We start from the raw sequence: 24,510 nt of genomic DNA, 5'->3' as shown, positions 1-24,510 counted from the left end.
TCAAATTATTGAGTGTCACTACTCTGTTTTCTTTATTTAGGGTGATGGATGTTTGTTGCTTTTCGTATGCAAAATTTCGTTTTGTAACTCCATAATTTTATTGATGTATAACTTTTCTTTACTAGGCTCATCTTTGCATGCGGCTTTTTCTGCAGGCGTCATTCTAAGTAACAGTTGGATGTAGGCATCATTTGCGATTTGTTTTTGAGGTAAATAGGTAGTTGCGAGTGAGCCAGTTCTTACAAGCTCGATCAGATTTGGAGTAATTGATTGCTTGATTAAAGGATGCTGGGATACGGCAGATTTGCTTTTATTTTCAGCATCTTCTTTAAGACCCTTTAAAACAGTACTCATTATTTGCAAAAACTGGGTTAATCCTGTAATTGGATTTATTGTTCCAAGTGAAACCTCGCGAAGAATAGTCAAACTTTTTTCTCTTAATGCATTTTCTAACAGATCATCCAAATCATTGACAAAAGGAGGCAATTCGACTGTGGAATTCAGGCTATCCATAAAATGTGTATCAGACAATAAACTTTTATGTTTTTCTCCTGTTTGACTATTTTGATAAATGGTTGTATCCACTAATGAAGGAGTCAGACTACTATGACAGGCCTCCGAGACACTCGTATTACTGCGTGTAGTACGTCCTCTACCATGTTGTAATGTTGTATGCCCATAGATTGGCAAAATCCCCGTTTTGTAATAAGCAATTAATGTGTAAAAAAATAAATCTATGCGTCGATTTGCATGTTCAATAATATTTTTTTTAGACATGACGAGGAGCGCATTTTGATCATGATGCTTTACGGCTAATTGATGGTTTGAATAAGGCAAGTTGAGTGCGGCACTATAATTGTCTTTGTATTCAGAGCGATGCCGTTTTTTAGATGTAAACTGCTTGTGTTCCTCCGCTTTTAATTTTGTAAAAAAAAGTGTATTAAGTGCTTTCGTTACTGGGGGGACTGTTGTTGCTTTTTGGGGAGTTGCAAACAAGGGTTTTGTTGTTTTTTTTGATGGAAGCATTGTGTGAGATGGATGCGTTTTAAATACAGAGCCCGCTTGCCTAATAGTTTTATCAATTTTAAATATTCGTCTCATTTTAGATCCCTCCGAGATTGCTGCTAAAACACTAGAACTTTTCCGAAATTCTATTGCAGGCTTTCTCGTATCTCACTCTGCAGCGAACTTCGAAAGAGTCTATGACACTTATTCTCAAGATGTCTCAAGTTATCTTTGCATAAAGTGACATAATTTGACAAGAGTGTGGTCTATGGAGCAGATTGATTGTTTTCTTGATTTATGAGCTCTTTTTCTTATTTGACTTTTCTGCAGGTTTTCTCTTTTTCATGCTTTCTTTTAAAAGTGAAATAAAATCAACTACATCCGCAGAACTTTCTTTGACAACCTCAGAGTCTTCCTCTTCTTTGATTACTGGTTGTTTGGCTATTTGTTGTTCAAGCCATTTTTTCAGCGCCTCACGATATTCATTATGATATTTTTCGGGCTGCCATTTAGTGGTCATTTCATTAATCAAAGTAACAGCCATTTTTATTTCTGATTGGGAAACCTTATAGTTTTTAAAATCTTCTTTTGGAACATCCATTTCCTTTTCTTCGCGTATCTCATCTTTAAAATGAATTAAGTACAAAAGCAGGGCATGATAGTGAGGGAGGATTAAACAAATAGATTCTTTTGTCCGAATAATGACTTTGGCAACACCTGCTTTATTTGTTTTTTTTAATGCCTCTCTTAATAATACATATGCTTTTTTATTTTTACTTTCTGGAATAAGATAATAAGGTTTCATCAAGTAAAGACTATCAATTTCTCGAAAATCTACAAATTCTTCAATGTTAATCGCTTTAAATAAATCTGGACTCGCTTTTTCGAACTTTTTTTCATCGACAACAATGTAACGGTCTTTTTCAAATTCAAATCCCTTCACCACCTGGTCCCAAGGAACTTCCTTGCCGGTTTTTTCACTAATTCGTTGATAATGCACTCTGGACTTCGTTTTTTTATCAAGCAAATGAAACTTAAGCTCGTCTGGTTCCTCAATGGAATATAACGAAACCGGTATCGAAACAAGACCAAAGGAAATTTCGCCTTTCCAGATTGATTTAGGCATTCTCTTAATCCTTAATTACATTTCTTATTCAAAGAGTAGACTATTTTTAAAAGTCATAGAGGAATAGCCCATTTACAATCGACGCAAGGCCAATTCCTTTATCCAAACCTAAGTGTCGCGGCATCCATAAATGGCTATTGGAGCTGGCTCCTGCGGACAACCCCACGAACAAGTCGTGGGAGCAGAACGTAGGAGTGGCCTATTACCGATCGATTGCATGTTATGCATAACGTAGTAGACAAAAAAGAACGGTTCTATGTGCAAAAATTAGATACTTCTACCTTAATTGAGGTGAGTGGAAATTCTTAGTATTTTTCTTAAAATTAAAGTAATCATGCTGAAAGGAGCGGTACATGGGTATTGAGCCTTATCGTAAAAAAAGGAATTTTAATAAAACCCCTGAGCCTAAAGGCGGTGTTTCTTCTGAGACGAACTCTTTATTTGTGATTCAAAAACATGCTGCCAGCCATCTCCACTATGATTTTCGTCTTGAATTAAATGGTGTTCTATTGAGTTGGGCGATTCCCAAAGGTCCCTGTTTCGATCCATCAGTAAAGCGTTTGGCAATGCATGTAGAAGATCATCCCATTGAATACGGTTATTTTGAAGGAATAATACCTGAGGGCCAATATGGTGCGGGTAATGTGATGTTATGGGATAAAGGCATCTGGAAACCCCTTGATGCAGATCCTGAAAAAGCATATAAATCAGGGCACTTACGCTTTGAATTAGAGGCTATCAAATTAAAAGGGCGTTGGGATTTAGTACGTTTTAAGGATGAGAAGCATTGGTTTTTAATCAAATTCAAGGACAAATTTGCTCGAAAACAGAAAGAATATGACATCATTGAAGCAGAACCAGATAGTGTGCTGACCAATCTTTCGATCGATGAAATTGGGGAGCATTATAGTAGGACGAATCAGCCTCATACAAGTGACATAAAAAAAAACTGCATAATAAGCACGAACCAGAACTTTCTGATCATTTAAGCATCAGCTCCTTCCCAGGTTTTATTGCGCCCCAACTCACTACACTGGTAGACCATGCTCCTGAAAGTTCAGATTGGCTGCATGAAATAAAATTTGATGGATATCGAATTATTGCGCTCATTCATAATGAACACATCCGCTTAAAATCACGTAATAATAAAGATTGGACCAATGATTTATTATCCGTAGTAGATGCACTTAAAAAATTGGCTTTACCGCAGGCCATATTGGATGGAGAAATTGTTTTACTTGATGAACATGGGAAAGCTGATTTTCAATTATTACAAAATACAATTAAATTGAATCCTAATGCTTCATATGTTTATTATCTTTTCGATATTTTGTATTACGAACAGTTTGATTTAAGAACTTTACCTTTATTAAAGCGTAAAGCAATTTTGAAAAATGTGTTGGAAGGGCAGGATAAAATGCTTCGCTTTAGTGATCATATTATTGGTGAAGGACGTTTCCTTTTTCATCGTGCTTGTGAACTTGGACTTGAGGGAATAATTTCCAAACAAATCGATAGTCCCTATATATCTGGACGCACTAAAAAATGGCTTAAGATCAAATGCTTGATGCGGCAAGAATTTATTATTGGCGGTTACTCAGTGCCAACCGACTCGCGTAAGTATTTTCGTGCTCTGTATTTAGGGGTTTATAATGAGCAAGGAGAGTTGGATTATACAGGAAATGTAGGAACTGGTTTTAGCGAAGCATCGCTTAAGGAAGTATTCGCTTTATTGCAAAAAATTCCGGCAAAGCAAAAGCCTTTTGCTAAGGAAATCCCTGGATCCCAAGGAGTAGTTTGGGTACAACCCAAACTGGTCGCAGAAATCGAATTTACTCATTGGACTGAAGGGGGGTATTTACGACACCCAAGTTTCAAAGGATTGCGTCTGGATAAAAAACCTGAAGAGGTTTTTCGTGAACAAAAAACTCTATTAGAAAATAAAGACAAAAAAATTGAAAAAGGAGATGCCAAAAATACCAAGACTCATTCCTTTAGAATTAAAATGACCCACCCTCAGAAAGTGCTTTATCCTGAAGATGGTATTCCCAAAAAAGACTTATTGAATTATTACGAATATGTTTGTGATTACATCATGCCATTTATAAAAAATAGGCCCTTATCTTTACTTCGTTGCCCTGAAAATTGGCACGATTGTTTTTTTCAACGTCATTATATTGATTCAACACCAAAAGTGTTACAGGCTGTCTCTATGGAGACTAAAAAGAAGAAAGAGTCCTACGTTTATTTAAATACAATAGAAGGGCTTTTCAGTTTAGTGCAAATGAATGTTTTGGAAATTCATCCTTGGGGTAGCCAAATTAATCATATAGAAAAACCGGATTTTATTGTATTTGACTTAGATCCTGGCCCCTCTGTAACTTGGGAAGCAATTGTTAAAGCAGCTTTTGAAATTAGAAAACACCTTAATGAATTCAAACTCACTTCTTTTGTTAAAACAACTGGAGGTAAAGGATTACATGTAGTAGTACCTATTGAACCTGAATATGATTGGGACGAGGTAAAGAACTTCACGCAGGTTTTTGCGGAGTTTATGGAACGAATTAATCCCAATCAATATACGAGCACCATGAATAAAGCCAAACGGAAAAATAAAATATTTATTGATTTTTTACGAAATCAACGAGGCGCTACGGCAATCAGCGCTTATTCTACAAGAGCACGTATTCATGCCCCTGTAGCTGTACCGATTCATTGGGATGAGCTGGGTAAAGAGAAACGAGATATCGAATTTACAATTAAAACAATACCCCAACGATTAGAGGCATTAAAGGGAGATCCTTGGGAAGATTATTGGAAAATAAAACAATCTTTGCGTTTGGATACAATTCTCTAATTTGAAGGACTTCTATTGTAGCCATGGTACAAGCGAAGCCCGAAAGACCCATAAAATGTTTTTTTCCTACGTAACCGCATATAAAAAGCGGTACGTAGAGAGGTTTTGTTTTTCACTAAAGTGTGCTCTTGAAATAATGATTATTGAGCAGGATTGTTAAATGTCAATTGTACTAAGCGCTCTAATACTTGGGCATCATAGGGGGCAACTGCTTTCTCATCATTATCTAAATAGCAAAAAATTTTTTTAACTTGTTTGTGCCAATCGGCAAATTTATGAGCATAATTTAAAAGCGATTTTTCTTCATAATGACCTGAATAAGGTTGGAGATGCGGCCCATGCAATCGTAAGTAGATAAAATCACTGGTTATAATTTCTGGACACTGAAATCCCTTATAATCATAAAAACAAAGTGCAATATTGTTTTTTGTGAGAACATCATAAACTTCCTGACGCAACCAACTTTTATTTCTAAACTCAAATGTATAATCAAAGGATTCAGGCAATCCTTTAATAAATTGTTCCAAACGTTCCAGGTTATAAGGCCAATAAGGTGGGAGTTGAAATAAAATAGGCCCTAATTTTTCTTCTAATCCTTCGAGTACTTGCAATAAGTAATTAACACTATCCTGAACATCTTTAAGCATTTTTACATGAGTTACATAGCGACTGGCTTTACACGAAAAAATAAATTTATCCGAAGTAGTCTCTTTCCATTTTGCAATAGATTTTGGGGTAGGTATGCGATAAAAACTGTTATTAAGTTCTACAGAGTTAAAGATGCTTGCGTAATAGCTTAGCTCATCTTTTTCTGCAAGAGACTTAGGATAGAAAATCTCTTTCCAACCCTTATAGACCCATCCTGAGGTACCAATATAAACGAATGGCATGCTGATCTCTGAAAAGACTATTCCTGATAGGAAATTCCTAGCATATTTAGACCTCGCTCAATGTCATCAGCCACTGTGGGTCTGGATAACAAATATTCCCCGGTATGCTCCGTCAATTCCTCTTGGGCGAAATTAAGTGCATCTTCCCATTCATCTTGGGTGTAATCTCCGCGACCCAAATACATTAATGCGACTAAAGTTGCTTGCTGATCAGGACGCAAATTATCAATGAATTCTATTGTTTCTTGATAAACTGGATCATCGTGATAATCAGCTAATACGTAGAGTGCATCCATTTCATCAGTGACTTCCGGAAAGCTGACGTCTTCTTTGACTTGAAATTGTCGTGCTTTATCAAGAAGATCACAAATTGTTTCCGTATCAAGGCTCAACATACTTATCTCCTTATTTCATATGTTTTCCAATAATAATAGCTTAAATAAAATATAGTTTATTAATTGCAATCCTCAAGCCTATTCTTCATCTATGTCAGAAGTGATTTTTAGCATACTTAATCTGAATTGACTCTCTGTGAGCAGATTCTTTAGAGGTTGGTTTATTTTATTGAATAGTTTTATGAAAAAATTATAGAACTCATGTGAGTTCTATAATTAAGATGTTCTCTGATTTATTGCAAAGAAACGCTTTGACGCTCTAATGCTGCCTGCTCCTCCACTGTTTCTAATTCAGAGTGAAAAGTCAGGAGAAGATAGGCTTTAGGCTCTATTTGAGTGATTGTTGCTAATACTCCATCCTCAAATAATCGCATGAGTTGTGTTTTATCTGAGAGATTTGGCAGGTTATAAATTTGGGTACGAAGTTGATGCAAACCTTCCCAATCAAAGTGAGGTCTCTCATCAAAATAATGTTCAAAAAGTTCCGAAGCTTGTTTTTTTAGTGTATTAAGTTGTTCAAGCAAAGGTTTATAGGTATTAATTTCATTAGTAAAATTTATAGAAAAATAAAGTTTAGGATGAAAGGCAGCTATTTGTTTGCAAACATTTTGATGAAAACGTTCCATAAGCGCAATTTTTTCGTTGTCCAATGGTAACAATTTGATTGAGTTATAAACATTTGCAAGCGCAGAAAAGTTAAAAGGTTTTTTTTCACCAAAATATTGAGATTTGCCCTGACAATAGAATGTTACAGCATCTTCTAATTGCTGTATGTCTCTGAGAAGAGTTGTGTCAACCATTATTTATTTACCTATATTATTATTGGCCATTTAGTGTACGTATTTTTTTATTGAAGTCAATGTGAGGTTTTGATGATCAATAACAAATTATGTGCAGTAAACCGGATAACTGAATTCGAGAGACATACTCCTGTATGAATGACATCTCATTGATAAAAAAATAATTTTTTTATATTTTTAAAAATAAATAATAATTAAAAGTGTGTTTATTTGATTAATCTTATTCAATGACTATATTTAAAATATTATTTTCATTAAATTTTTCCATATAGTGTGGTTAACTAAGGAGGGTACTAACATGAAAAACCGAGCATATACTCCCAAAGATCATCTTGAAGCGGCTGCAAGCCAGTTATTAACAGAAGGAAAAAAAAAGGTGAATCAGTTGTATGAAGATGGGGTAAACAAAGCAAATGAAGTAGAAGAGAATCTCAAAGAACAGTCAGATCGTTTATTGAAAAAAATACAGGAAAATCCATTAGCTTCTGTTTTGATCGCAGGAGGAATTGGCTTTTTGTTATCTCGATTAATGAAAAAGTAATGGAAGCCTTAAAACAGTTAGAAGCACTCATTGCTGCAAAAATATCTGTTATTAAAACAGTTAGCTCTTTAATTCGTCTTGAAGCAAGGCTGGCAGGGCTGAGTGTTTTTCCTTTATTACTGAATATATGTCTGCTGTTAGTCGTGTTACTTACAGTATGGTTATCGGTGATGTTCTTAATAGGTTATTTGGCATACTTGGTTTCAGGGTATTTTGTGCATTTAGTTTCTAATCGTCTTCTGTTATCTATTTTGTTTGTTTTACTTCTTAATGTGGGATTTTTACTGGGATTACTTAAGTATCTATCTTTTAACATAAAGAGTATGAGTTTTCAGAAAACAAGGGAATTTTTTTCGCAAGAGAGTGTTGAACATGAAAAACTCGAGAAAGCAAATAATAGCTCAAATTGAACTGATGGATAGGGCTTTACAATCCCAAAAAGAGGAGGTGATTGACCATAAAGAGTATTTTGCACAAAGCGGAATAGCTCGCTATCATTTAACAACCCCGATACTCCTTGTTTCCGCTTTTTTTATAGGTTGGAAAGCAGCGCGCATCCAATGGAGTGGCAAAGTGACGCATCAAGCAGTGGAAATTGGCGCATTGGCTTTGCTTAACTCTTTTAAAAAAACCGTGGTCGCTCTTTTTATGTAATTAAAGGTCTTTCTACTATCTTGGCTGTAATGCCTTGATTTTCTGTGTTTCGAGCGAGCCTACTTTTATACATACTGTGCTTCATGACGTATCATGTAATTTATTGATAATTCAGTAAAAAATTCAAAATCTTTTTATTGCACCTCGCTCGCTTGCCAATATGAAATTCTATCTTTCATTTATCATTTTTGGGAAATTTTTATACTTGACGAAAAATATAATTTTTCCTAATATTAGTTGACCAAAATAGAATTTGTATTTTTTTTGACCAATTTAAAAGGCCGTATTTTCTTCGATTTATTTATATAAAAAAATGAATTAGTAACAGTGTATGTAGCTGTATATGTAGAAGTATATGTAGCTGTATATATGACTGTATATAAAGGAATTTTATTATTTAAATATAAGGAGATAATCGTGAATCATAAAGCTATTAGCGAATTAATAGAGCGCGCAAAAAAAGATCCTAAATTTTTCCATTCCCTTGTCTTTGAACCCGAAAAGGTATTAGGTTCATTGGATGGTTTGGATAGGCAAAGCAGGGGAAGTATCGTCTCTTCAAATGTAGAAGCGCTTTTCGCAAACATACTTGGCCTTGAAGGGTGTGGTAATACCTGTTCTACGAGTTGCGATAATACCTGTGGCCAAAGTTGCGGATATACAACGAACATTGTTGAAGCTGCAAGAGTAAAAGGCGGAGTTTATTTTTCTCACTTTAAAGACGCGTTGGAAGGCTGCGGGAATACTTGCTCAAGCAGTTGTGATAACACTTGTGGCCAAAGCTGCGGGTACACTACCAACCTCACTCTTGAAAGAGAGAAAATGACACGGGCAGCTGGCACTGGCATGTGGGAAGGTGGTTCTGTGTTGGAAGGTTGTGGTAATACATGCAGTAGCAGTTGTGATAATACCTGCGGTCAAAGTTGCGGGTACACAACAAGCCTCCAGGGAAAATTTGGTGGAAACTTTCGTTAAAATGGAACAATAAACTTGTTTGGCAAGCCGAAGCTTGGCTTGCCAAAGTGTTCCTAATTGAGCAATCGTAGTCAAGGAAGATATCATGAACAAGGAACAAATTAGCAAATTGATTGACCGTGCTAAAAAAGACCCTGAGTTTTTTCATAAACTGGTGTTTGAACCAGAGCAAGCAGTTAAGGAATTAAAGAAAAAATCAGGCGACGAGATGATTCTACATGCGAATCTACAACCTATTGTGCATGGGTTAGTTGGTAAGATTCCCTTAACAAGAGAAGGCAGTAACCAAACTCCTTATTTTGATTGTCCGCAAACTTGCGGAGAAACCTGTACAGAAACGTGTGGTCCCACGTGCGCTGCCTCGACAAATACTGAAGCAAGAATGCGAATTGGGGTGCTGGAATCAGCGAGATTTAGCGGTGGCTATTTAATATGTGACGAAAATGTGACGTGTTGTTGCACTTCTGGAACTTGTGGTAGTACTTGTGGTGGCAGTACATGTGATGTGACTTGTTCTGGTGATAGTTGTGGCTCTACTTGTGGAGATAGCTGTGGTTACACTTCTCATCTCCAAATGCGGTAAACAAAATTTACGAATCCGTTAGGGAACAATTATGGCATATATCGAGCAAGTTAAAGATCATAATAATTCACTGAATAACAGTGCAAAAGATGTTGATTATGCAGATTATCTACGATCTTTTGCACTGGAACCCGAATTACGTGGTCCTTGGGCATCTGTTGGCAAAACTGATCGAATACAGGGATGGAAATTACATATCTCTACGATACCCGGAGAGGCTATTCAATTATTAAACTGCGTTATTCCTTGCCTTCTAAGGCATAAAGTCCCTTCTTTTAAAATTGCAAGGGATACCATGACTTTAGGCTATCTCAATGAAGGGGAGCTGGGCAGGACTCAAATAGGTAAATTTATGACGATTTACCCTGAGGATGACAAGTATGCCGTACAATTAGCCCAAGAGCTTGTTCAATTAACTCAAGGTATGCTCGGCCCGCGCATTATCTCAGATATGCGTTTAGGTGATATCGTTTATACGCGATATGGCGGCTTTAATCCGATTATTAAACGAGATCGTCTAGGATTAATGCGGCTTATGATCTATGCACCCGATCAATCACTCCGAATTGATGAATATCAAGTTCCATTCAGATCGCCAGAGGGTGTAGAAAACCCATTTAAAGATTGGCGCCTTGAGTTAACACAGAATGATGATTTGTCTGAGTCCGTACACATTGTCGATGGAAAACCAACCAAATTATTTGGTCCTGGTTATTTAATTTTGGACATACTGCGCGATCAACCCAAGGGTGGGGTTTATAAAGTATTGGATTTACGCTGCCAAGATTCTGTCGGATTAAAAGTTCTGAAGCAGGGCAAACAATTCTGTATGGCTGACCATTACAATAGAGATATGCGCAGCCGGTTACAACGGCAGGCTGAATTGCACGCTAATCTGAGCCAACATCTTCCTATTCCTTCCGCGGATGCTTACTTTGAGGTCGAAGGAGATGGTTATTTACCGCTAGAATGGATTGAAGGAAAGAGCATTGAAACGTTTGCTGTACAAACTTTAGAGGGAGCTAGCTTTGGCACTCTCCCGCTCGATAAGAAAATGGTATTGCTCAACTGGTGCCAAAAGCTTATAGGCATTGTAAGTCAACTGCATGAGCAAGGCTATGTACATCGCGACTTAACCGCATCCAATATTTGGCTTGCGGAGAATGGTGAGCTTTATTTGCTTGATTTAGAACTATGCCATGCTTTAGATGACCCGTCTCCTGCCTTTGGACTTGGCACTGCGGGTTTTATGTCACCACAACAGGCAAATCGAGAGGCCCCTGCGATCGCTGATGATTTGTATGCTATTGGATGCCTATTGTTGTTAGTTTTAACCGGTATCGATCCACGCCGCATTGTCCGTAACAATAATGACAATTTGCTCGCTTGTTTAGAAGAAATAACCCAAGGTGCTCCGTTGTCATTGCTAAAAATTATAATAGATTGTGTTAATAGCGACCCAGCAATACGTCCTTCACTTGAAGTAATTTCCTCTGTGCTGGAACAGTCAATTTCAGATATAAAGCCAAAACCTGCGGCAATAAAAAATCCGAAAAAAACATTGTTAACTCAAGAAGAAATACAAAATACAATAGTGGAGGGTACTCGAGGTATATTGCAATCGGGTGCCATTCAATCTGAAGCGGGTCTTTGGTTATCGATATCCATAGAAAATGGGGCGCAACATCAAATAAAACACCGCTATAGCCAACAATATGAATTTCGACGAAGTGCAAATCGCGGGGTGGCTGGAGTTGTTTATGCCTTGAGTCGCTTAGCTCACTTTGGATTTTTACCTCAAGAAGGTAGGTTACGAATTCAGCAGGCTATAAATTGGTTGATTTCAGATCAATATACCGTTGATGGGGAGCTGCCTGGATTACACTTTGGTACAGCAGGTGTTGGTGTTGCTTTGACGGAGGCGATATCAACTGGTATTCAGAATTCCGATGAATCGTTAATTAAAGTGATTCATACGTGTTTGAATAAAACTGTGGATTGGCCTGATATTACTCATGGTGCTGCTGGTCAGGGAATAGCAGCCATGTATTGTTTCGATCGTTTGGGCATACCGTCTTTTCAAGAAAATGTAGAACAGTGTGTTGATTATTTAATGGCAAATCAGCTGGCTGATGGTTCCTGGATTATGCCAGAAGGTGTACCTGGAATGTCAGGAGAAATTTTATCTGGTTTTGCTCATGGTGTTGCAGGTATTGCTTATTTTTTAACCGAATTTTCTGCGCGAGAAAATGACAATGCAGCGTGGACAAGTGCTGTACGCGCAATAAATTGGCTACAGCAACAGGCAATTCATCAACAAATAGGCGAGGACTCTTTACTGATGTGGACTTACAGCACAAAAAATCCGGCTAGATGGCGCTGGTGGTGTCATGGCGGCCCGGGCATTGCATTGACCTATTTACGATTATATGAATTGACCGGTGAAAAGGAGTATGCGGATTTAGCTCGCCAAGCATTAAAAATTCATCCTATCAATTTGCGCTATCCTAATTTTAGCCAATGTCATGGGTTAAGTGGATTAGGAGATATTTATTTGGAAGCGTTTCGTATCTTAGGTGATGAGGAATGGCTCGAGAGAGCGGCATTTGTAGCAAAATTTCTGTATGCAATGAGACAAACAACAGAAACAGGGGCGTATTACTGGTTAACTGAAGATCCGCATGTTGCCACAGCGGATTTGATGGTTGGAAGTTCTGGAATTCTGCATTTTTTCTTACGGTTACTCCACCAAGGCGAACAAATAGGAGTACCTTTACTGCTGAATCCAGTAAATAAATAAGGAGATTAATGATGAGTAACCCACAGTTCGGTGAGTTTTGTTGGAATGAATTAGCTACCCCCAATGTTATCGCTGCAAAAGATTTTTATAGGCATGTATTAGGTTGGCAATATACTGAAGAAGCTGTAGGCGATATGATTTACACTCTATTTAGAACGAGCACGGGTGATAAATCAATAGGTGGGATTTTGGAAATACCCAAAGAGAAACAAGATAAAATTCCACCTCATTGGATGGGGTATATTTTGGTAGAAAACCTAGAGGATACCTTAGCCAAAGCTATCAAGCATGGTGCAACAGTAAAAGTCTCTGTGACTAAAGCGGGCGATTTTGGTCTATTTGCAGTTGTTGTTGATCCGACTGGTGCTCATATCGCGTTTTGGAAGTCAATAAAAAGTTAAAATGCTTCATGACTACCAGAGCACCGAATGATTTAAAATAAAGCAACAAGCCTACTATCTCTTTGTCCTGCGGCTTGTTCTTTCAAATAGTTTTAAGTTTTTCTTGGCAATTAAAAAGGCCCTACGTACTGCGACTTGTTCGCAGTATCCAGGTGTTGTGGCACGAAACAAGTATTGTCAAGAAAAACGCAAGGCTAATTGGGGGGCGTGGTATCTATAAGGATGTTAGTCTTTACTTTGAACTTTTGGATACCGCGAACGAGTCGTGGTACGTAAAAGACAGGTTGAATTGGAATTTTTTAAATTCGTATCTCACCAAATGGTGCGATCGGAGATAGAGTATCCTCCATCAATTGGGATAATTGCCCCTGTTATGAAGTCTGAGCCACTTGAGGAGAGAAAAACAGCTAAAGGGCCAATATCTTGAGGTTGGCCCCATCTGCCCAGAGGTGTTTTCTTCCTGATTTCCTCACCTCGTTCTGTTTGTGGTAAGGAACCGTTAATTGCTGTTTCAAACCAACCTGGCAAAATAGCATTGACTTGTATATTCCAGGGGCCAAGTTCTAATGCAAGCGAACGCGTTAGACCTAATACTCCTGTTTTTGTGGTGGCATATCCGATGGAGTTAGGGTGTCCAAACAGAGAGTACATAGATCCTATATTGATAATTTTACCATGACGTTGGGTTTTCATAAGACGCGCCGCGCTTTGTGAGCAGAGAAAGACTGAGGTCAAATTGGTGCTTATGAGATACTCCCAGTGTTCACGTGAAAGATCTAAAAGGTGCTGATCTTCATAGATGCCAGCATTATTAACTAATATATCCAATGTTCCAAATTGGTCGGATATTGTTTTAAAACCTTCATGAATGCTTTCTTCACAACTTACATCCATCGTAAGTGAAATGAGATCATATTTTTTGGCTTGTTTTAGCTTTTCCTGATCTCGACCGCAAACAACTACTTGTGCTCCAGCTTTTCGTAAGGCGAGTGCCATGGCAAGACCTAGGCCACCATTTCCACCTGTGATTAAAGCAACACAATGATTCAAATTATTTTTTGAGCTCATAATGATGATGCACCTTTCTGATGGCAGTTAAGAATTCATCCAGATCCTCTTTTTCCAATGTAGGTGAAAGTGCAATATCAATATAGGATTGTATGTTTCTAAAACTGTCAGGATAAAGATTTGGAATTTCGTGTTTTGCTACATCCTTAAATAAATAGGCCCAGTCCCAAAATCTGCGAACATTGATTTTAGTGAGGTCTCCAAGAGCCTTCGTATCTATCCCTTCTGCAGTAAGTGCTTCAGCAAACCAGCAACAGTCTTCAATGGAACCATCTAATTCCAAAAGTAGATTATCACCAAGCGGCAATGCAGCTTCATTCCAGGTACCCCGTGGTCTTAAGCATTTTAAATTTCCAAGGTTTTGCATGACATAAGTATAATTTTGGGAGAGCAAATTGAGCCGCTTATTGAGTTTTTTTAATTGAGATAATCCAAGTGCACCACGGATTTCATCTAAGCGAAAATTAAATATTGGTATGGACGTACAATCAATGGTGCAATCTTGATTAGAAAAATGTTTTTCGTAAAGACGTTCATAGGCTCCAGATAAAATAACGCACTTTAGGTAGAGATCTTTGTCGTTGGTTAAGATAAATCCTCCTTCTCCAGTATTTAATGATTTGTCTGATTGGGTACTAAATGCCCCTGCTAGACCATATGTACCTAAATATTTATTCTGTAACTTACATCCAAGACTGGGAACAGCATCCTCAATAACAGGGACGCCATGGTGCTTGGCAAGTTCCAGAATTTGCGGAAGAGGAGCAGGAAAACCTCTCATATGAACCACTACCAATGCTTTCATATGAGTAATTTTTTTATCAAGATCTGCTAAATCAATGTGAAGATTATGATCTACTTCGATAAGGAGCGGTTTTAGTCGCGCTTGGATAATCGCACTGGGTGTTGCTGTAAATGAATATGCAGGACATCCAACCAAAGAGTCATTAGGTAACTCAAGCGCCATAAGCGGTAGTGAAATTGCTGCGGTACCAGAGCTTACTGCAAGCGCATATTCAGTATTAAAGTAATCCTTGAGTTCTTCTTCAAATTGACCTACTTTTGTCTCTTTGATTTCTCGGTTGTCATAGCGAAATAACCTTTTACTTTTAACCACATCCAGAATAAGAGCTGTGTCCTCATCATCGATGATAACATTTCCCTTGTCATATGTTGGCCAAGGTTTTGTACGAACTGGTGAACCGCCATATAGTGCCAATTCGTTAAGGGAAGGGTGTTCTCTTTTCATACTACTCATACTACCTATCTCCATGTTTCCACTCAGGATTGTAGTTTTTTAATTTGACTTTTTTTTATCAAGCCACAAACGAAAGCGAGCTAAAGTTTTATTCCCCATAAATAACCTGATTGTTGCAAGTACAATAAACCCCCTTAGGAATTGCAACTTAGAACCTTTTCTAATCCAAAAATCACATTCCTCTCCTTTTGTAAGTATGAATAACTTTTCATAGAAAATAATTTTGGGAAAAGGGAGAGAAAAAAAATTATTAATATTTTTTCCATGGGTGCCAAAAATAAGCGGGCCTGTAGGCAAGCGAAGCACATCAAGAAATAATATAAAATAAAGAAATACTACCCAGGAGGCATGTTGCGAGGTTTTCTCGATCCAGAGACATGTTATTTCATGAGGTTTCTTTTGATCAAAGCGATGGTCGCTATAGAGTTTCTGCAATTGAGATGGATTCAATGGGAGAAAGGTTCGATAGTTAGGACCTGAGTTGATACAAAAACCTGCCAGCATGTTTTCCTCTGAGTCTCTAAAAAAAATACGGACCTTGGAGCTTTTAAAGTATTCCAGGTCAGAACGATTATGTGCCAGAGATGAGTAATTGGTTCCATAGATTTTAAGTAAACTATCCTTTTTAATTATTTTTGTTTTAATCATCATCCAGGCTCTAAAAAAGCTCTATTCTCAATTATAGAACATATTGTATTATTTTTTATCTAAATGATGTAAATAAGTGAATTGATGATGAACCTATGAATCAAATGTATTCAATTCATAAGCATAATTTGAATTTTATAGGTGTGTAGGGTGCCCATCGATGGGATCATCCAGAAAATTGTTTAATCCATACGTTATTAATTAATTTTTTCAAATACACAGTTATTAGAAGAGACCAGCAAATAATCCATTAAAAAATTAGAGATTCGTTGTTCTAACCAGAAGTGTTTTTTATCTGCAATAAATCCTACATGGCCTCCATGTGGGCTTAATTCCAAAAGAATATCTGCAGATAATTCATGAGCAGTTGGAAGAATCTCGGGGGTCATAAATGGATCATCCAAAGCATGAATAATTAAAGTGGGGGTGGTAATTTGAGAGAGATACTGCCGCGAACTGGATTTTTGATAATACTCATCTGCATTAGCAAACCCATGTAATGGAGCGGTTATTTGCTCGTCAAATTCGTATAGAGTTTTTATGGAAAACAGTTTCTCTTTAGAAAGCGGTAATTGGCAATTTATAACATCCAATTTTTGTAAAAAGACCGTGCGTAATTTTTCTAACAAATGTGCCTGGTACACACGAGAAAATCCTTTATTTATCTTTTGAACTACATTTTTCAATTGGAATGGCACAGAAACTGCAACGGCAGCATCAACTAGAGATTGAGAGCTTGTTTCTCCCAACCATTTGAGAAGTATATTGCCGCCTAATGAAATACCTACTACAGCTTTTTTGGTTCTGGGTTCTCTTAATTTCAGTATATTGAGAAAATAAGCCAAATCAGCGGTATCTCCTCCATGATAAGAACGTGGTAGACGATTCGGTTCACCGCTTGCACCACGAAGATTCATTAAAACAGCTCGATATCCCGATTTATTGAACGCATGGAACAAAGTGGTAACATACGCTGAATTGATATTACCTCCTAATCCATGAACCAGAATAATTAAAGGGGTATCATTTCCTAACCCATTAACTTTCCAAACGAGATCAATAAAATCACCATCAGGAAGCTCAAGTCGTTCATAAGAATCCACAGAAACATTCATGCGATGAGTTAATGTTCGATACAGAGTTTGCCCATGCGTATTGGTAAGCCACCAAGCAGGTTTAAATTCGCTATGAATGATCATACTCTGTCCTACCTATTGAATTGAGATTTATTTAATCTTTTTAGTTTAGTTTAAAAAACTAAGCTGGTTTTGTATGGACGATCTATAACAAATTAATTTCCTTACGGAAATAGCGTAATGTGATATAGAAAAAAGCGGAGCCGATAAAAGCAAGTGCTGTCAGTTGCGGCCATATGATATCCAAACCAGCACCACGAAATAAAACCGATTGCGCCAGCATGACAAAATGAGTGATGGGCGCAGCGAGCATGATGGTGCGCATCAACTCAGGCATATTTTCTCGTGGTGTCATACCTCCAGATAGCATTTCCAGGGGCACAATAACCAGGATTAACAATAGACCAAATTGGGGCATGGAACGTGTTATGGTTCCCATAAAAATACCCATGGACGTTGTTGCAAATAAATTCATTGCACTTCCTAATAGAAATAAAGAGATGGAGCCTTCAATAGGAATAGCAAGTAATTGATGCACCACGATGATAAGAGAGAATGTACTGACTGCGAGCACCACCAAACCCATGGCACAAATTTTACTGGTCATGATCTCAAATGGAGTAATAGGCATCACCAATAAATGTTCAATTGTGCCATGCTCACGTTCACGTAGTAGTGCAGCACCCGTAAGAACGATGGACAACATGGTCACATTATTAATGATTTCCATAACTGCTCCAAACCAGGTTTTGCTTAAAGTGGGATTGAAGCGAACTCTTAATACTAAATCCACAGGAGGTACAGCAATTTCACGATAATGCCTTAAAAATTCACTGATTTCTCCACTAATTATGGTTTGAATATAACCTGAACCAACAAATGCTTGGCTCATCTGGGTTGCATCAACATTCAACTGAATGGAGGGCAGACGTCCGGCTAACAAATCACGTTGAAAATTGGGCGGGATATCCAGGATAAAAGTATACGTTCCAGAATTCATTCCTGAGTCTATCTCTGTCAAATTAATAAGTACAGGCCGGATAAATTGTGGTGGATAAAATGAATCGGTAATTCTTTGTGATAAAGGAGATTGATCTTCATCAACTATGGCTATGGGGGTTTTATTTAGTGTTTCAGGTAACGCAGTTGCAGCAGCATAAACAGAAACAGTAAATGCAAAAATAATTAATATCAGCATGATGGGATCACGAAGCATGCCGCGTAATTCCTTAACTGCCAAATAGACTATATTACTTATTGTCATTTACTGTTCCTGTTTCTTTATGAATAACAAGCAAAGAATCATTAAGACAGGCACCGCAAGTAATAATGAAAAAAAAGCGTGATGTAATTCATTAAAACCCAATCCCTTGGAAAAAATACCCCGAGATATAGTCAGAAAATGAGTTACGGGATAAATGCGGCCAATGAATGCCCCTAATCCTTCAAGAGACGATACCGGCTCTAATATACCTGAAAATTGAGTTGCCGGAAGAATAGTGAGAATTGCCGTACCAAAAATTGCGGCAATCTGACTGTGCATAAAAGTAGAAATTAAAAATCCCATGGATGTTGCTATAACGACATAAATAAAAGCTGCCAACACAAAAGTTAAAAAACTGCCCGTAATAGGTACTTTGAAAAAAAAGACAGAAAGAGCAACCAGCGATAGGAAATTAAATAGGGCCAAACCAATATAAGGCAGTAATTTGCCAAGCAGAAATTCCATTTTAGTAACTGGAGTCACATATAAATTGATAATGGAGCCCAACTCTTTCTCACGCACTACTGCAAGCGCGGTTAATATGGAGGGAATTAACATTAAGAGTAAAGGAATCATCGCGGGAACCATAGCTGGTAAACTCTTCACATCAGGATTGTACCGGAATCGTGTTTCTATGTTAAAGTAATCCTGTGGATTGTTTTGTTTCAATTCAGGTATATTATCCAACCAATGTTGATGTAATCCGAGAATATAGTTTCTTGCTGTTTCTGCGCGTTGAGGCATAACCCCTTCAACCCAAGCTCCTATTTGGACTTCCCTACCCCGTTTTATGTCACGAGCAAAACCACTGGGTATTTCGAGTGCTAGATTCAGTTCCCCAGACCGCATTCTTTTATCTAATTGATTGTAATTTATAATAGATGGATACTCACTAAAATACCTTGAACCTGCAATTTCCAGCACATAACTTTGGCTGGCAGTACTTTGATCTTGATCCCAAACGGCAAAAGATAAATTCTCAACATCCAGATTAATCCCATAGCTCATGATGATCATGAGGATGACACTACCTAAAAAGGCCATAATCGCACGAATAGGCTCACGAATCAGTTCCAATGTTTCTCGTCGGCAGTAACTGTACATGCGTCTGAAGTCAAACGCTGCTTTACTTTCAGTTTGATTCTCTAGAAGAAAAGAGCTTTCTTTTGCCTTATTTGTTGACGCTGTAATTTGAGTTTTGGATTCTCTTTTTTGTGCTTCTTCAAGATAACAGATAAATGCTTCTTCCAAGGTTTTGGTTTTTTTTATTTTAATAAGATTTACTGGTTTATCACTGACTAATACTCTTCCTGCATGCATCAGAGAGATGCGATCACAGCGTTCTGCTTCATTCATAAAATGGGTGGAAATAAAAATGGTGACCCGATCCTGACGGGCCAGGTCAATCATTAATTGCCAAAACAAATCACGTGCCAAAGGATCAACACCAGAAGTAGGCTCATCCAAAATTAAAATTTCCGGCTGATGGAGCACAGCAACGGCTAATGACAGTCTTTGACGATATCCTAGTGGCAAAGAATTAGGATATTCATTAAGAACATCAGTTAAATAAAAACGGTTCACCAGACGATTAATGTGAGTGTGTACCTGTTTCTTTGGTAGATGAAACAATCGGGCGTGCAATAATAAATTTTGAAAAACAGTCAGTTCCGCATATAACGAAAACGATTGCGACATGTATCCAATTTGTCGGCGTATATTGAGATCATGCGCATCCACTGTTTTACCAAAAAGCCAGACTTGCCCTGCACTGATTTGCAATAATCCAGTCAGCATCTTCATTACCGTGGTTTTACCACAACCATTAGATCCAAGAAAACCGAAAATTTCTCCGCGTTCAATACGAAAATTTACAGAGTCAACTGCAGTAAAATTGCCAAAATTTTTGGTCAAGTCTTTTGCTTCAATAGCAATTTCAGCATGTTCCTGTTTTGATCGTGGTCGAATCACTACCTTTTGATGATTTTTTTGTTGTTCTAGGGGTAATAGAGCAATAAATGCTTCTTCCAAGGAGTGAGTCTGAGTCTGTGCCAACAAACTGTCATGGGTACCTGTCGCTAAAACCCCCCCATCATTCATCGCTACCAGCCAATCAAATCGTGCTGCCTCTTCCAGATAGGCAGTAGCGATAAGGACACTCATTTGCGGTTTATCCTGACGTATTGCATTGATTAACTCCCAGAATTGGCGTCGAGATAAAGGGTCCACACCCGTAGTAGGTTCATCTAAAATTAACAAATCGGGTGAATGAATCAGAGCACAACATAGACCCAGTTTTTGTTTCATTCCACCGGATAATTTGCTAGCCGGACGATCTTTGAATGGCAAAAGTCCCGTATTGGTTAACAATTGCGTAATGTAATGTTCGCGTTCTATTCGCTCATGGCCAAATAATCGCCCAAAGAAATCAATATTTTCAAAAACCGAAAGTGAGGAATAAAGATTTTTTCCTAATCCTTGGGGCATATAAGCAATACGTGTGCATACTGCCTCACGATGAGAAGTACTTTTCATATCGCCACCTAAGACCATGACTTTTCCTTGTTGAATCGCGCGCGCCCCTGCGATTAAGGAAAGCAAGCTGGATTTACCTACTCCATCTGGGCCAATAAATCCAACCATACAACTGGCAGGAAGATTTAAACTGACTTGTTTTAATGCCTGCGTCTTGCCAAACCATAGACTCACATTGTTAATTATTCCAACACACTTGGTATTATCTTCGCTCATTTGGCACATTCACTTGTAAGTTGGCAGGCCATTTACTCTTGAGATTCAACTGAACATAAGCCATACCAGGTAATCCTGTTTTTACTGCATGGATGTGTTTTTTTAGTAGTTCAGGAGCAATTCGCGCCTTAACGCGGAACATCAGTTTTTGCCGTTCACTGGCCGTTTCAACGGTTTTAGGTGTAAATTGAGCGACATCAGCTACAAAAGTCACTTTTGCCGGGATTACATATTGAGGAATCGCATCAAGCACCAGGTGTACAGGAGCCCCCATTCGTACTCTTCCAGCCTGTTCTGTTGGCAGGAAAAAAACCATATACACATTGGTTAAATCCACCATATTTAATACTTTACCTCCTGCAGCAAGTACTTCTCCTGGCTGGGCGACACGAAATTGAATACGTCCATCAATTGGCGCAACCAAGGTGCTGTCTTTAATATCCACTTTCAGACGCTCTACAGTCGCGGCAGCGGCATCAACGGATAATTCTGCACCATCGACTTGTGCTTCTGCAGTTGCAATCATTGCGTCTTTTTCAGCAACTTGGGCATTGGCGGCTTTAAACACTGCTTCGGCACTATAAAAAAGAGCGCTTGCTTCATCCAGACTGTCTACTGAAGCAACTCCTTTGGCGACCAGCTTTTGAACTCGAGACAACCGATTTTTTGCTAAATTTAGCTCGGCCTGGCGTTGTGCTACCGTAGCTTGTGCTACTTCCTTTTCATTTTTTCGTTGGATAACCTGATGCTGGGCGCTAATCACCTTACTTTGAGCTTCTTTATATTTGGCTTGTGCTTCACGAAGTTGGGCTTCAAGGGAATCAGTATCCATTATGGCAAGCACTTGGTCTGTTTTGACGAAATCCCCTTCGTCAACCAGGATGCTTTTTATCCGCCCCGCAATCTTAGTATCAATATCCACTTCTATCGCTTCAATTCGTCCATTGCCGCTGGCAAAATCACTGCTAAGCTCTTTAGGCCGAAAATATTGCCAGAGCAGAAATGAAAGAATAGCTAAAATGATTACAGCGATTCCCAACAACTGTTTTGACTTCTTGTCATGCATCATTTTATCAGCCCCTCATAGGCTCCATATATTTTTTTATATTAACAGCGTGAGTCTATTTTAATTTGATCTTGTATTGCCGGGTTCAATCCATGGAGTAAAAAAGAATTTAACTCACGTTAATTTTAGTTATATTTCAATAAGTTTAGTTACTAAATGAAACAAATGCCAGCAGATAAAAGCAGTTGCTAAAGTGCTCATCTGCATTTAAATTATCTTACTTAAGGTAACTTTTTTTAATGAAATGAAATGATTAGTTACTTGGGATAGTATTTCTATTAGTAGGGGGTGTGATGCAAGTAAAGGCCGCAGTAGCATACGAGGTTGGGAAACCATTGGTAATTGAAATGGTTGAATTGGAAGGGCCAAAAAAAGGGGAGGTACTCGTTGAAATTAAGGCTACAGGTGTTTGTCATACTGATGCATTTACATTATCAGGTGATGATCCTGAAGGTCTTTTTCCAGTTATTTTAGGGCATGAAGGCGCTGGCGTTATTGTAGATATAGGTCCAGATGTAACTTCTCTGAAGCCCGGGGATCATGTAATTCCCTTATATACCCCTGAATGCCGTCAGTGTGAATATTGTCTTTCCCAGAAAACCAACCTTTGTCAGGCAATTCGAGTAACACAAGGGCAGGGGGTAATGCCCGATGGAACAAGCCGTTTCAGCCTTAATGGAAAAAAAATATTTCATTATATGGGAACATCAACTTTTGCTAATTACATTGTGTTACCCGAAATTGCTGTTGCGAAAATTCGTGAGGATGCCTCTTTTGAAAAAGTATGTTATATCGGCTGTGGTGTTACTACAGGGATAGGAGCCGTAATTAATACTGCAAAAGTTACTCCAGGTTCTCGAGTTGTTGTTTTTGGTTTAGGCAGCATCGGACTTAATGTGGTGCAAGCAGCTCGTATGGTTGGGGCCGAGCAGATCGTAGGTATTGATATCAAATCTGAACGCCGAGCATTAGCTCAAAAAATGGGAATGACTGATTTTGTTAATCCTAAGGAAATTAATAATGATTTAGTGGCTTACCTTGTTGAACTGACTAAGGGGGGTGCTGATTACAGTTTTGAATGTGTGGGTGATGTAAGACTGATGCGTCAGGCACTGGAGTGTTGTCATAAAGGTTGGGGTGTTTGTACTATAATTGGGGTTGCAGGGGTAGGGCAGGAGATTGCTACTAGACCGTTCCAATTGGTTACTGGCAGAGTGTGGAAAGGATCGGCATTTGGTGGAATGCGTGGGCGTACGGATGTTCCTAAAATTGTTGATTGGTATATGGATGGGAAAATCAATATTGATGATTTAATTACTCATGTTCTTCCTTTTGAGCAAATTAATCAGGCCTTTGATTTAATGCATCAGGGACAGTCAATTCGTACTGTGCTTACTTTTTAAAGCGGCAAGGAATAAATTAATGGATATTGAGCTTATTGAAGAGCATCTCTGTTTTGGCGGTACTCAACGCGTCTACTCCCATCAATCTGAGGTAACTCATTGTACTATGCGTTTCGGTCTTTTTTTGCCGCCACAAGCGTTAAAACAAAGTGTCCCTGTATTGTACTGGCTTTCCGGATTAACGTGTACAGAACAAAATTTTATTACTAAAGCAGGGGCACAACGGATTGCTGCTCATTTAGGTTTAGCTCTTGTTGTACCTGATACAAGTCCTCGGGAGGTCAATTTGCCAGGGGATAAAGAAAGTTATGATTTTGGTGTTGGTGCTGGGTTTTATGTGGATGCTACACAATCACCTTGGTCAAAATATTACAATATGTCAACTTATGTATATGAAGAGTTGCCGGAAGTACTTCAGCAAAATGTTCCACTCAATCACGACGCTTGTGGTATCTTTGGCCATTCTATGGGCGGACATGGCGCACTTATTTTGGCTTTGAAACATCCGAAGCAATATCGTTCGGTTTCCGCCTTTGCTCCGATTTGTGCGCCCTCTCAATGTCAATGGGGACAAAAAGCATTTACAGGTTATTTGGGGACGGATAAAAAACAGTGGAAGAAGTATGATGCGTGTGAGCTTGTCGTAGAAAGAGGATGGCCGCATCAGCATATTTTGATTGATCAGGGCATTCAGGATCCTTATTTAAAAGAGCAGCTTAAGCCGGAATTATTTCAGGCTGCGTGTGTGAAAGCCCAAGTTGCACTTAATTTACGTATGCATAAGGGTTATGATCATAGTTATTATTTCATCGCAAGTTTTATCGAAGATCATTTAAATTTTCATGCATCCATACTCTATGGTAATCATTAATAAAAATTAGCCGGTCAA

23 protein-coding genes are annotated in these 24,510 nt (G+C 38.3%); 11 read left to right on the top strand and 12 right to left on the bottom strand.

Features of this window, described 5'->3' with window-relative positions; all coding sequences use genetic code 11:
• Positions 1–36 precede the first annotated feature (36 nt).
• Positions 37–1,101, bottom strand: coding sequence for a hypothetical protein (locus tag A8O27_RS04870; RefSeq protein WP_058460158.1), 1,065 nt, complete (start codon positions 1,099–1,101; stop codon positions 37–39).
• Positions 1,102–1,300: 199 nt separating this feature from the next.
• Complete coding sequence (gene ku, locus A8O27_RS04865) at positions 1,301–2,131, bottom strand: non-homologous end joining protein Ku (RefSeq protein ID WP_058460159.1); 831 nt, start codon at positions 2,129–2,131, stop codon at positions 1,301–1,303.
• A 353-nt stretch (positions 2,132–2,484) separates the two neighbouring features.
• Here ku and A8O27_RS19295 point away from each other — a divergent pair, with 353 nt between their 5' ends.
• Together A8O27_RS19295 and ligD are read left to right on the top strand one after the other, a co-directional pair.
• Complete coding sequence (locus tag A8O27_RS19295) at positions 2,485–3,120, top strand: DNA polymerase ligase N-terminal domain-containing protein (protein ID WP_235810548.1); 636 nt, start codon at positions 2,485–2,487, stop codon at positions 3,118–3,120.
• A complete protein-coding gene (ligD, locus tag A8O27_RS04860; RefSeq protein ID WP_445554035.1) occupies positions 3,081–4,988 on the top strand; it encodes a DNA ligase D in 1,908 nt (635 codons plus the stop codon). Before A8O27_RS19295 ends, ligD begins: the two co-directional genes overlap by 40 nt.
• Before the next feature lie 140 nt (positions 4,989–5,128).
• Here the strand turns inward: ligD and A8O27_RS04855 are convergent, their stop codons facing one another.
• The 3 genes from A8O27_RS04855 to A8O27_RS04845 form a co-directional block, all read right to left on the bottom strand.
• Positions 5,129–5,878 (bottom strand): DUF72 domain-containing protein, encoded by a 750-nt coding sequence (locus A8O27_RS04855; RefSeq protein WP_058460160.1) that lies wholly within the window; start codon positions 5,876–5,878, stop codon positions 5,129–5,131.
• Positions 5,879–5,895: 17 nt separating this feature from the next.
• On the bottom strand, positions 5,896–6,273 hold the full coding sequence (locus A8O27_RS04850; RefSeq protein WP_058460161.1) for a DUF3775 domain-containing protein: 378 nt from the start codon (positions 6,271–6,273) through the stop codon (positions 5,896–5,898).
• Positions 6,274–6,506: 233 nt separating this feature from the next.
• Entirely contained in the window at positions 6,507–7,073 is a 567-nt protein-coding gene (locus A8O27_RS04845; RefSeq protein WP_058460162.1) for a hypothetical protein, read from the bottom strand.
• Positions 7,074–7,371: 298 nt separating this feature from the next.
• Here A8O27_RS04845 and A8O27_RS04840 point away from each other — a divergent pair, with 298 nt between their 5' ends.
• The 7 genes from A8O27_RS04840 (at position 7,372) to A8O27_RS04810 (ending at position 13,027) form a co-directional block, all read left to right on the top strand.
• A complete protein-coding gene (locus A8O27_RS04840; RefSeq protein WP_058460163.1) occupies positions 7,372–7,614 on the top strand; it encodes a DUF883 C-terminal domain-containing protein in 243 nt (80 codons plus the stop codon).
• A complete protein-coding gene (locus tag A8O27_RS04835; protein ID WP_058460164.1) occupies positions 7,614–8,024 on the top strand; it encodes a hypothetical protein in 411 nt (136 codons plus the stop codon). Before A8O27_RS04840 ends, A8O27_RS04835 begins: the two co-directional genes overlap by 1 nt.
• Positions 7,987–8,268, top strand: coding sequence for a hypothetical protein (locus A8O27_RS04830; protein WP_058460165.1), 282 nt, complete (start codon positions 7,987–7,989; stop codon positions 8,266–8,268). The genes A8O27_RS04835 and A8O27_RS04830 overlap by 38 nt, the downstream gene beginning before the upstream one ends.
• 417 nt (positions 8,269–8,685) lie before the next feature.
• Positions 8,686–9,243: a hypothetical protein gene (locus A8O27_RS04825; RefSeq protein WP_058460166.1), complete on the top strand. Its 558-nt coding sequence runs from the start codon at positions 8,686–8,688 to the stop codon at positions 9,241–9,243.
• Positions 9,244–9,328: 85 nt separating this feature from the next.
• Positions 9,329–9,826 (top strand): hypothetical protein, encoded by a 498-nt coding sequence (locus A8O27_RS04820; RefSeq protein WP_058460167.1) that lies wholly within the window; start codon positions 9,329–9,331, stop codon positions 9,824–9,826.
• 31 nt (positions 9,827–9,857) lie between these two features.
• Complete coding sequence (locus A8O27_RS04815) at positions 9,858–12,626, top strand: class III lanthionine synthetase LanKC N-terminal domain-containing protein (protein WP_058460168.1); 2,769 nt, start codon at positions 9,858–9,860, stop codon at positions 12,624–12,626.
• An 11-nt stretch (positions 12,627–12,637) separates the two neighbouring features.
• Positions 12,638–13,027 carry a VOC family protein gene (locus A8O27_RS04810; protein WP_058460169.1) on the top strand — a complete coding sequence of 130 codons (390 nt, stop codon included), beginning with the start codon at positions 12,638–12,640 and terminating at the stop codon, positions 13,025–13,027.
• Positions 13,028–13,339: 312 nt separating this feature from the next.
• Here A8O27_RS04810 and A8O27_RS04805 read toward each other — a convergent pair whose 3' ends face one another.
• The 7 genes from A8O27_RS04805 to A8O27_RS04775 form a co-directional block, all read right to left on the bottom strand.
• On the bottom strand, positions 13,340–14,095 hold the full coding sequence (locus A8O27_RS04805) for an SDR family NAD(P)-dependent oxidoreductase (RefSeq protein WP_058460170.1): 756 nt from the start codon (positions 14,093–14,095) through the stop codon (positions 13,340–13,342).
• Positions 14,079–15,353, bottom strand: a complete 1,275-nt coding sequence (locus tag A8O27_RS04800) for a DegT/DnrJ/EryC1/StrS family aminotransferase (protein WP_058460171.1) — start codon at positions 15,351–15,353, stop codon at positions 14,079–14,081. Before A8O27_RS04800 ends, A8O27_RS04805 begins: the two co-directional genes overlap by 17 nt.
• A gap of 39 nt (positions 15,354–15,392) precedes the next feature.
• Positions 15,393–16,004 (bottom strand): hypothetical protein, encoded by a 612-nt coding sequence (locus A8O27_RS04795; RefSeq protein ID WP_058460172.1) that lies wholly within the window; start codon positions 16,002–16,004, stop codon positions 15,393–15,395.
• Between the two features lie 194 nt (positions 16,005–16,198).
• Positions 16,199–17,200 (bottom strand): hydrolase, encoded by a 1,002-nt coding sequence (locus A8O27_RS04790; RefSeq protein ID WP_058460173.1) that lies wholly within the window; start codon positions 17,198–17,200, stop codon positions 16,199–16,201.
• An 82-nt stretch (positions 17,201–17,282) separates the two neighbouring features.
• Positions 17,283–18,401, bottom strand: a complete 1,119-nt coding sequence (locus tag A8O27_RS04785; protein ID WP_058460174.1) for an ABC transporter permease — start codon at positions 18,399–18,401, stop codon at positions 17,283–17,285.
• A complete protein-coding gene (rbbA, locus tag A8O27_RS04780) occupies positions 18,402–21,152 on the bottom strand; it encodes a ribosome-associated ATPase/putative transporter RbbA (protein ID WP_058460175.1) in 2,751 nt (916 codons plus the stop codon).
• Positions 21,139–22,221 carry an HlyD family secretion protein gene (locus A8O27_RS04775; protein WP_058460176.1) on the bottom strand — a complete coding sequence of 361 codons (1,083 nt, stop codon included), beginning with the start codon at positions 22,219–22,221 and terminating at the stop codon, positions 21,139–21,141. The genes rbbA and A8O27_RS04775 overlap by 14 nt, the downstream gene beginning before the upstream one ends.
• A 290-nt stretch (positions 22,222–22,511) precedes the next feature.
• Here A8O27_RS04775 and A8O27_RS04770 point away from each other — a divergent pair, with 290 nt between their 5' ends.
• Together A8O27_RS04770 and fghA are read left to right on the top strand one after the other, a co-directional pair.
• Positions 22,512–23,621 carry an S-(hydroxymethyl)glutathione dehydrogenase/class III alcohol dehydrogenase gene (locus A8O27_RS04770; protein WP_058460177.1) on the top strand — a complete coding sequence of 370 codons (1,110 nt, stop codon included), beginning with the start codon at positions 22,512–22,514 and terminating at the stop codon, positions 23,619–23,621.
• Positions 23,622–23,640: 19 nt separating this feature from the next.
• Complete coding sequence (gene fghA / locus A8O27_RS04765; protein ID WP_058460178.1) at positions 23,641–24,492, top strand: S-formylglutathione hydrolase; 852 nt, start codon at positions 23,641–23,643, stop codon at positions 24,490–24,492.
• The last annotated feature ends 18 nt before the right edge of the window (positions 24,493–24,510 follow it).

The organism is Legionella bozemanae (assembly GCF_001648595.1).
Lineage (GTDB): Bacteria > Pseudomonadota > Gammaproteobacteria > Legionellales > Legionellaceae > Legionella > Legionella bozemanae.
The sequence above is the reverse complement of the archived record's forward strand: the minus strand, read 5'-3'. Positions and strand labels throughout refer to the sequence as shown.

What these genes read in the sequence shown, in the direction of transcription:
- A8O27_RS04830 (WP_058460165.1), top strand. Translation starts at nt 7,987, where the DNA reads ATGAAAAACTCGAGAAAGCAAATAATAGCTCAAATTGAACTGATGGAT.
- A8O27_RS04785 (WP_058460174.1), bottom strand. Translation starts at nt 18,401, where the DNA reads ATGACAATAAGTAATATAGTCTATTTGGCAGTTAAGGAATTACGCGGC.
- A8O27_RS04770 (WP_058460177.1), top strand. Translation starts at nt 22,512, where the DNA reads ATGCAAGTAAAGGCCGCAGTAGCATACGAGGTTGGGAAACCATTGGTA.
- A8O27_RS04775 (WP_058460176.1), bottom strand. Translation starts at nt 22,221, where the DNA reads ATGATGCATGACAAGAAGTCAAAACAGTTGTTGGGAATCGCTGTAATC.
- fghA (WP_058460178.1), top strand. Translation starts at nt 23,641, where the DNA reads ATGGATATTGAGCTTATTGAAGAGCATCTCTGTTTTGGCGGTACTCAA.
- A8O27_RS04810 (WP_058460169.1), top strand. Translation starts at nt 12,638, where the DNA reads ATGAGTAACCCACAGTTCGGTGAGTTTTGTTGGAATGAATTAGCTACC.
- A8O27_RS04800 (WP_058460171.1), bottom strand. Translation starts at nt 15,353, where the DNA reads ATGAGTAGTATGAAAAGAGAACACCCTTCCCTTAACGAATTGGCACTA.
- rbbA (WP_058460175.1), bottom strand. Translation starts at nt 21,152, where the DNA reads ATGAGCGAAGATAATACCAAGTGTGTTGGAATAATTAACAATGTGAGT.
- A8O27_RS04790 (WP_058460173.1), bottom strand. Translation starts at nt 17,200, where the DNA reads ATGATCATTCATAGCGAATTTAAACCTGCTTGGTGGCTTACCAATACG.
- A8O27_RS04840 (WP_058460163.1), top strand. Translation starts at nt 7,372, where the DNA reads ATGAAAAACCGAGCATATACTCCCAAAGATCATCTTGAAGCGGCTGCA.
- A8O27_RS04845 (WP_058460162.1), bottom strand. Translation starts at nt 7,073, where the DNA reads ATGGTTGACACAACTCTTCTCAGAGACATACAGCAATTAGAAGATGCT.
- A8O27_RS04850 (WP_058460161.1), bottom strand. Translation starts at nt 6,273, where the DNA reads ATGTTGAGCCTTGATACGGAAACAATTTGTGATCTTCTTGATAAAGCA.
- A8O27_RS04870 (WP_058460158.1), bottom strand. Translation starts at nt 1,101, where the DNA reads ATGAGACGAATATTTAAAATTGATAAAACTATTAGGCAAGCGGGCTCT.
- A8O27_RS04855 (WP_058460160.1), bottom strand. Translation starts at nt 5,878, where the DNA reads ATGCCATTCGTTTATATTGGTACCTCAGGATGGGTCTATAAGGGTTGG.
- A8O27_RS04835 (WP_058460164.1), top strand. Translation starts at nt 7,614, where the DNA reads ATGGAAGCCTTAAAACAGTTAGAAGCACTCATTGCTGCAAAAATATCT.
- A8O27_RS04820 (WP_058460167.1), top strand. Translation starts at nt 9,329, where the DNA reads ATGAACAAGGAACAAATTAGCAAATTGATTGACCGTGCTAAAAAAGAC.
- A8O27_RS04805 (WP_058460170.1), bottom strand. Translation starts at nt 14,095, where the DNA reads ATGAGCTCAAAAAATAATTTGAATCATTGTGTTGCTTTAATCACAGGT.
- A8O27_RS04815 (WP_058460168.1), top strand. Translation starts at nt 9,858, where the DNA reads ATGGCATATATCGAGCAAGTTAAAGATCATAATAATTCACTGAATAAC.
- ku (WP_058460159.1), bottom strand. Translation starts at nt 2,131, where the DNA reads ATGCCTAAATCAATCTGGAAAGGCGAAATTTCCTTTGGTCTTGTTTCG.
- A8O27_RS19295 (WP_235810548.1), top strand. Translation starts at nt 2,485, where the DNA reads ATGGGTATTGAGCCTTATCGTAAAAAAAGGAATTTTAATAAAACCCCT.
- A8O27_RS04795 (WP_058460172.1), bottom strand. Translation starts at nt 16,004, where the DNA reads ATGATGATTAAAACAAAAATAATTAAAAAGGATAGTTTACTTAAAATC.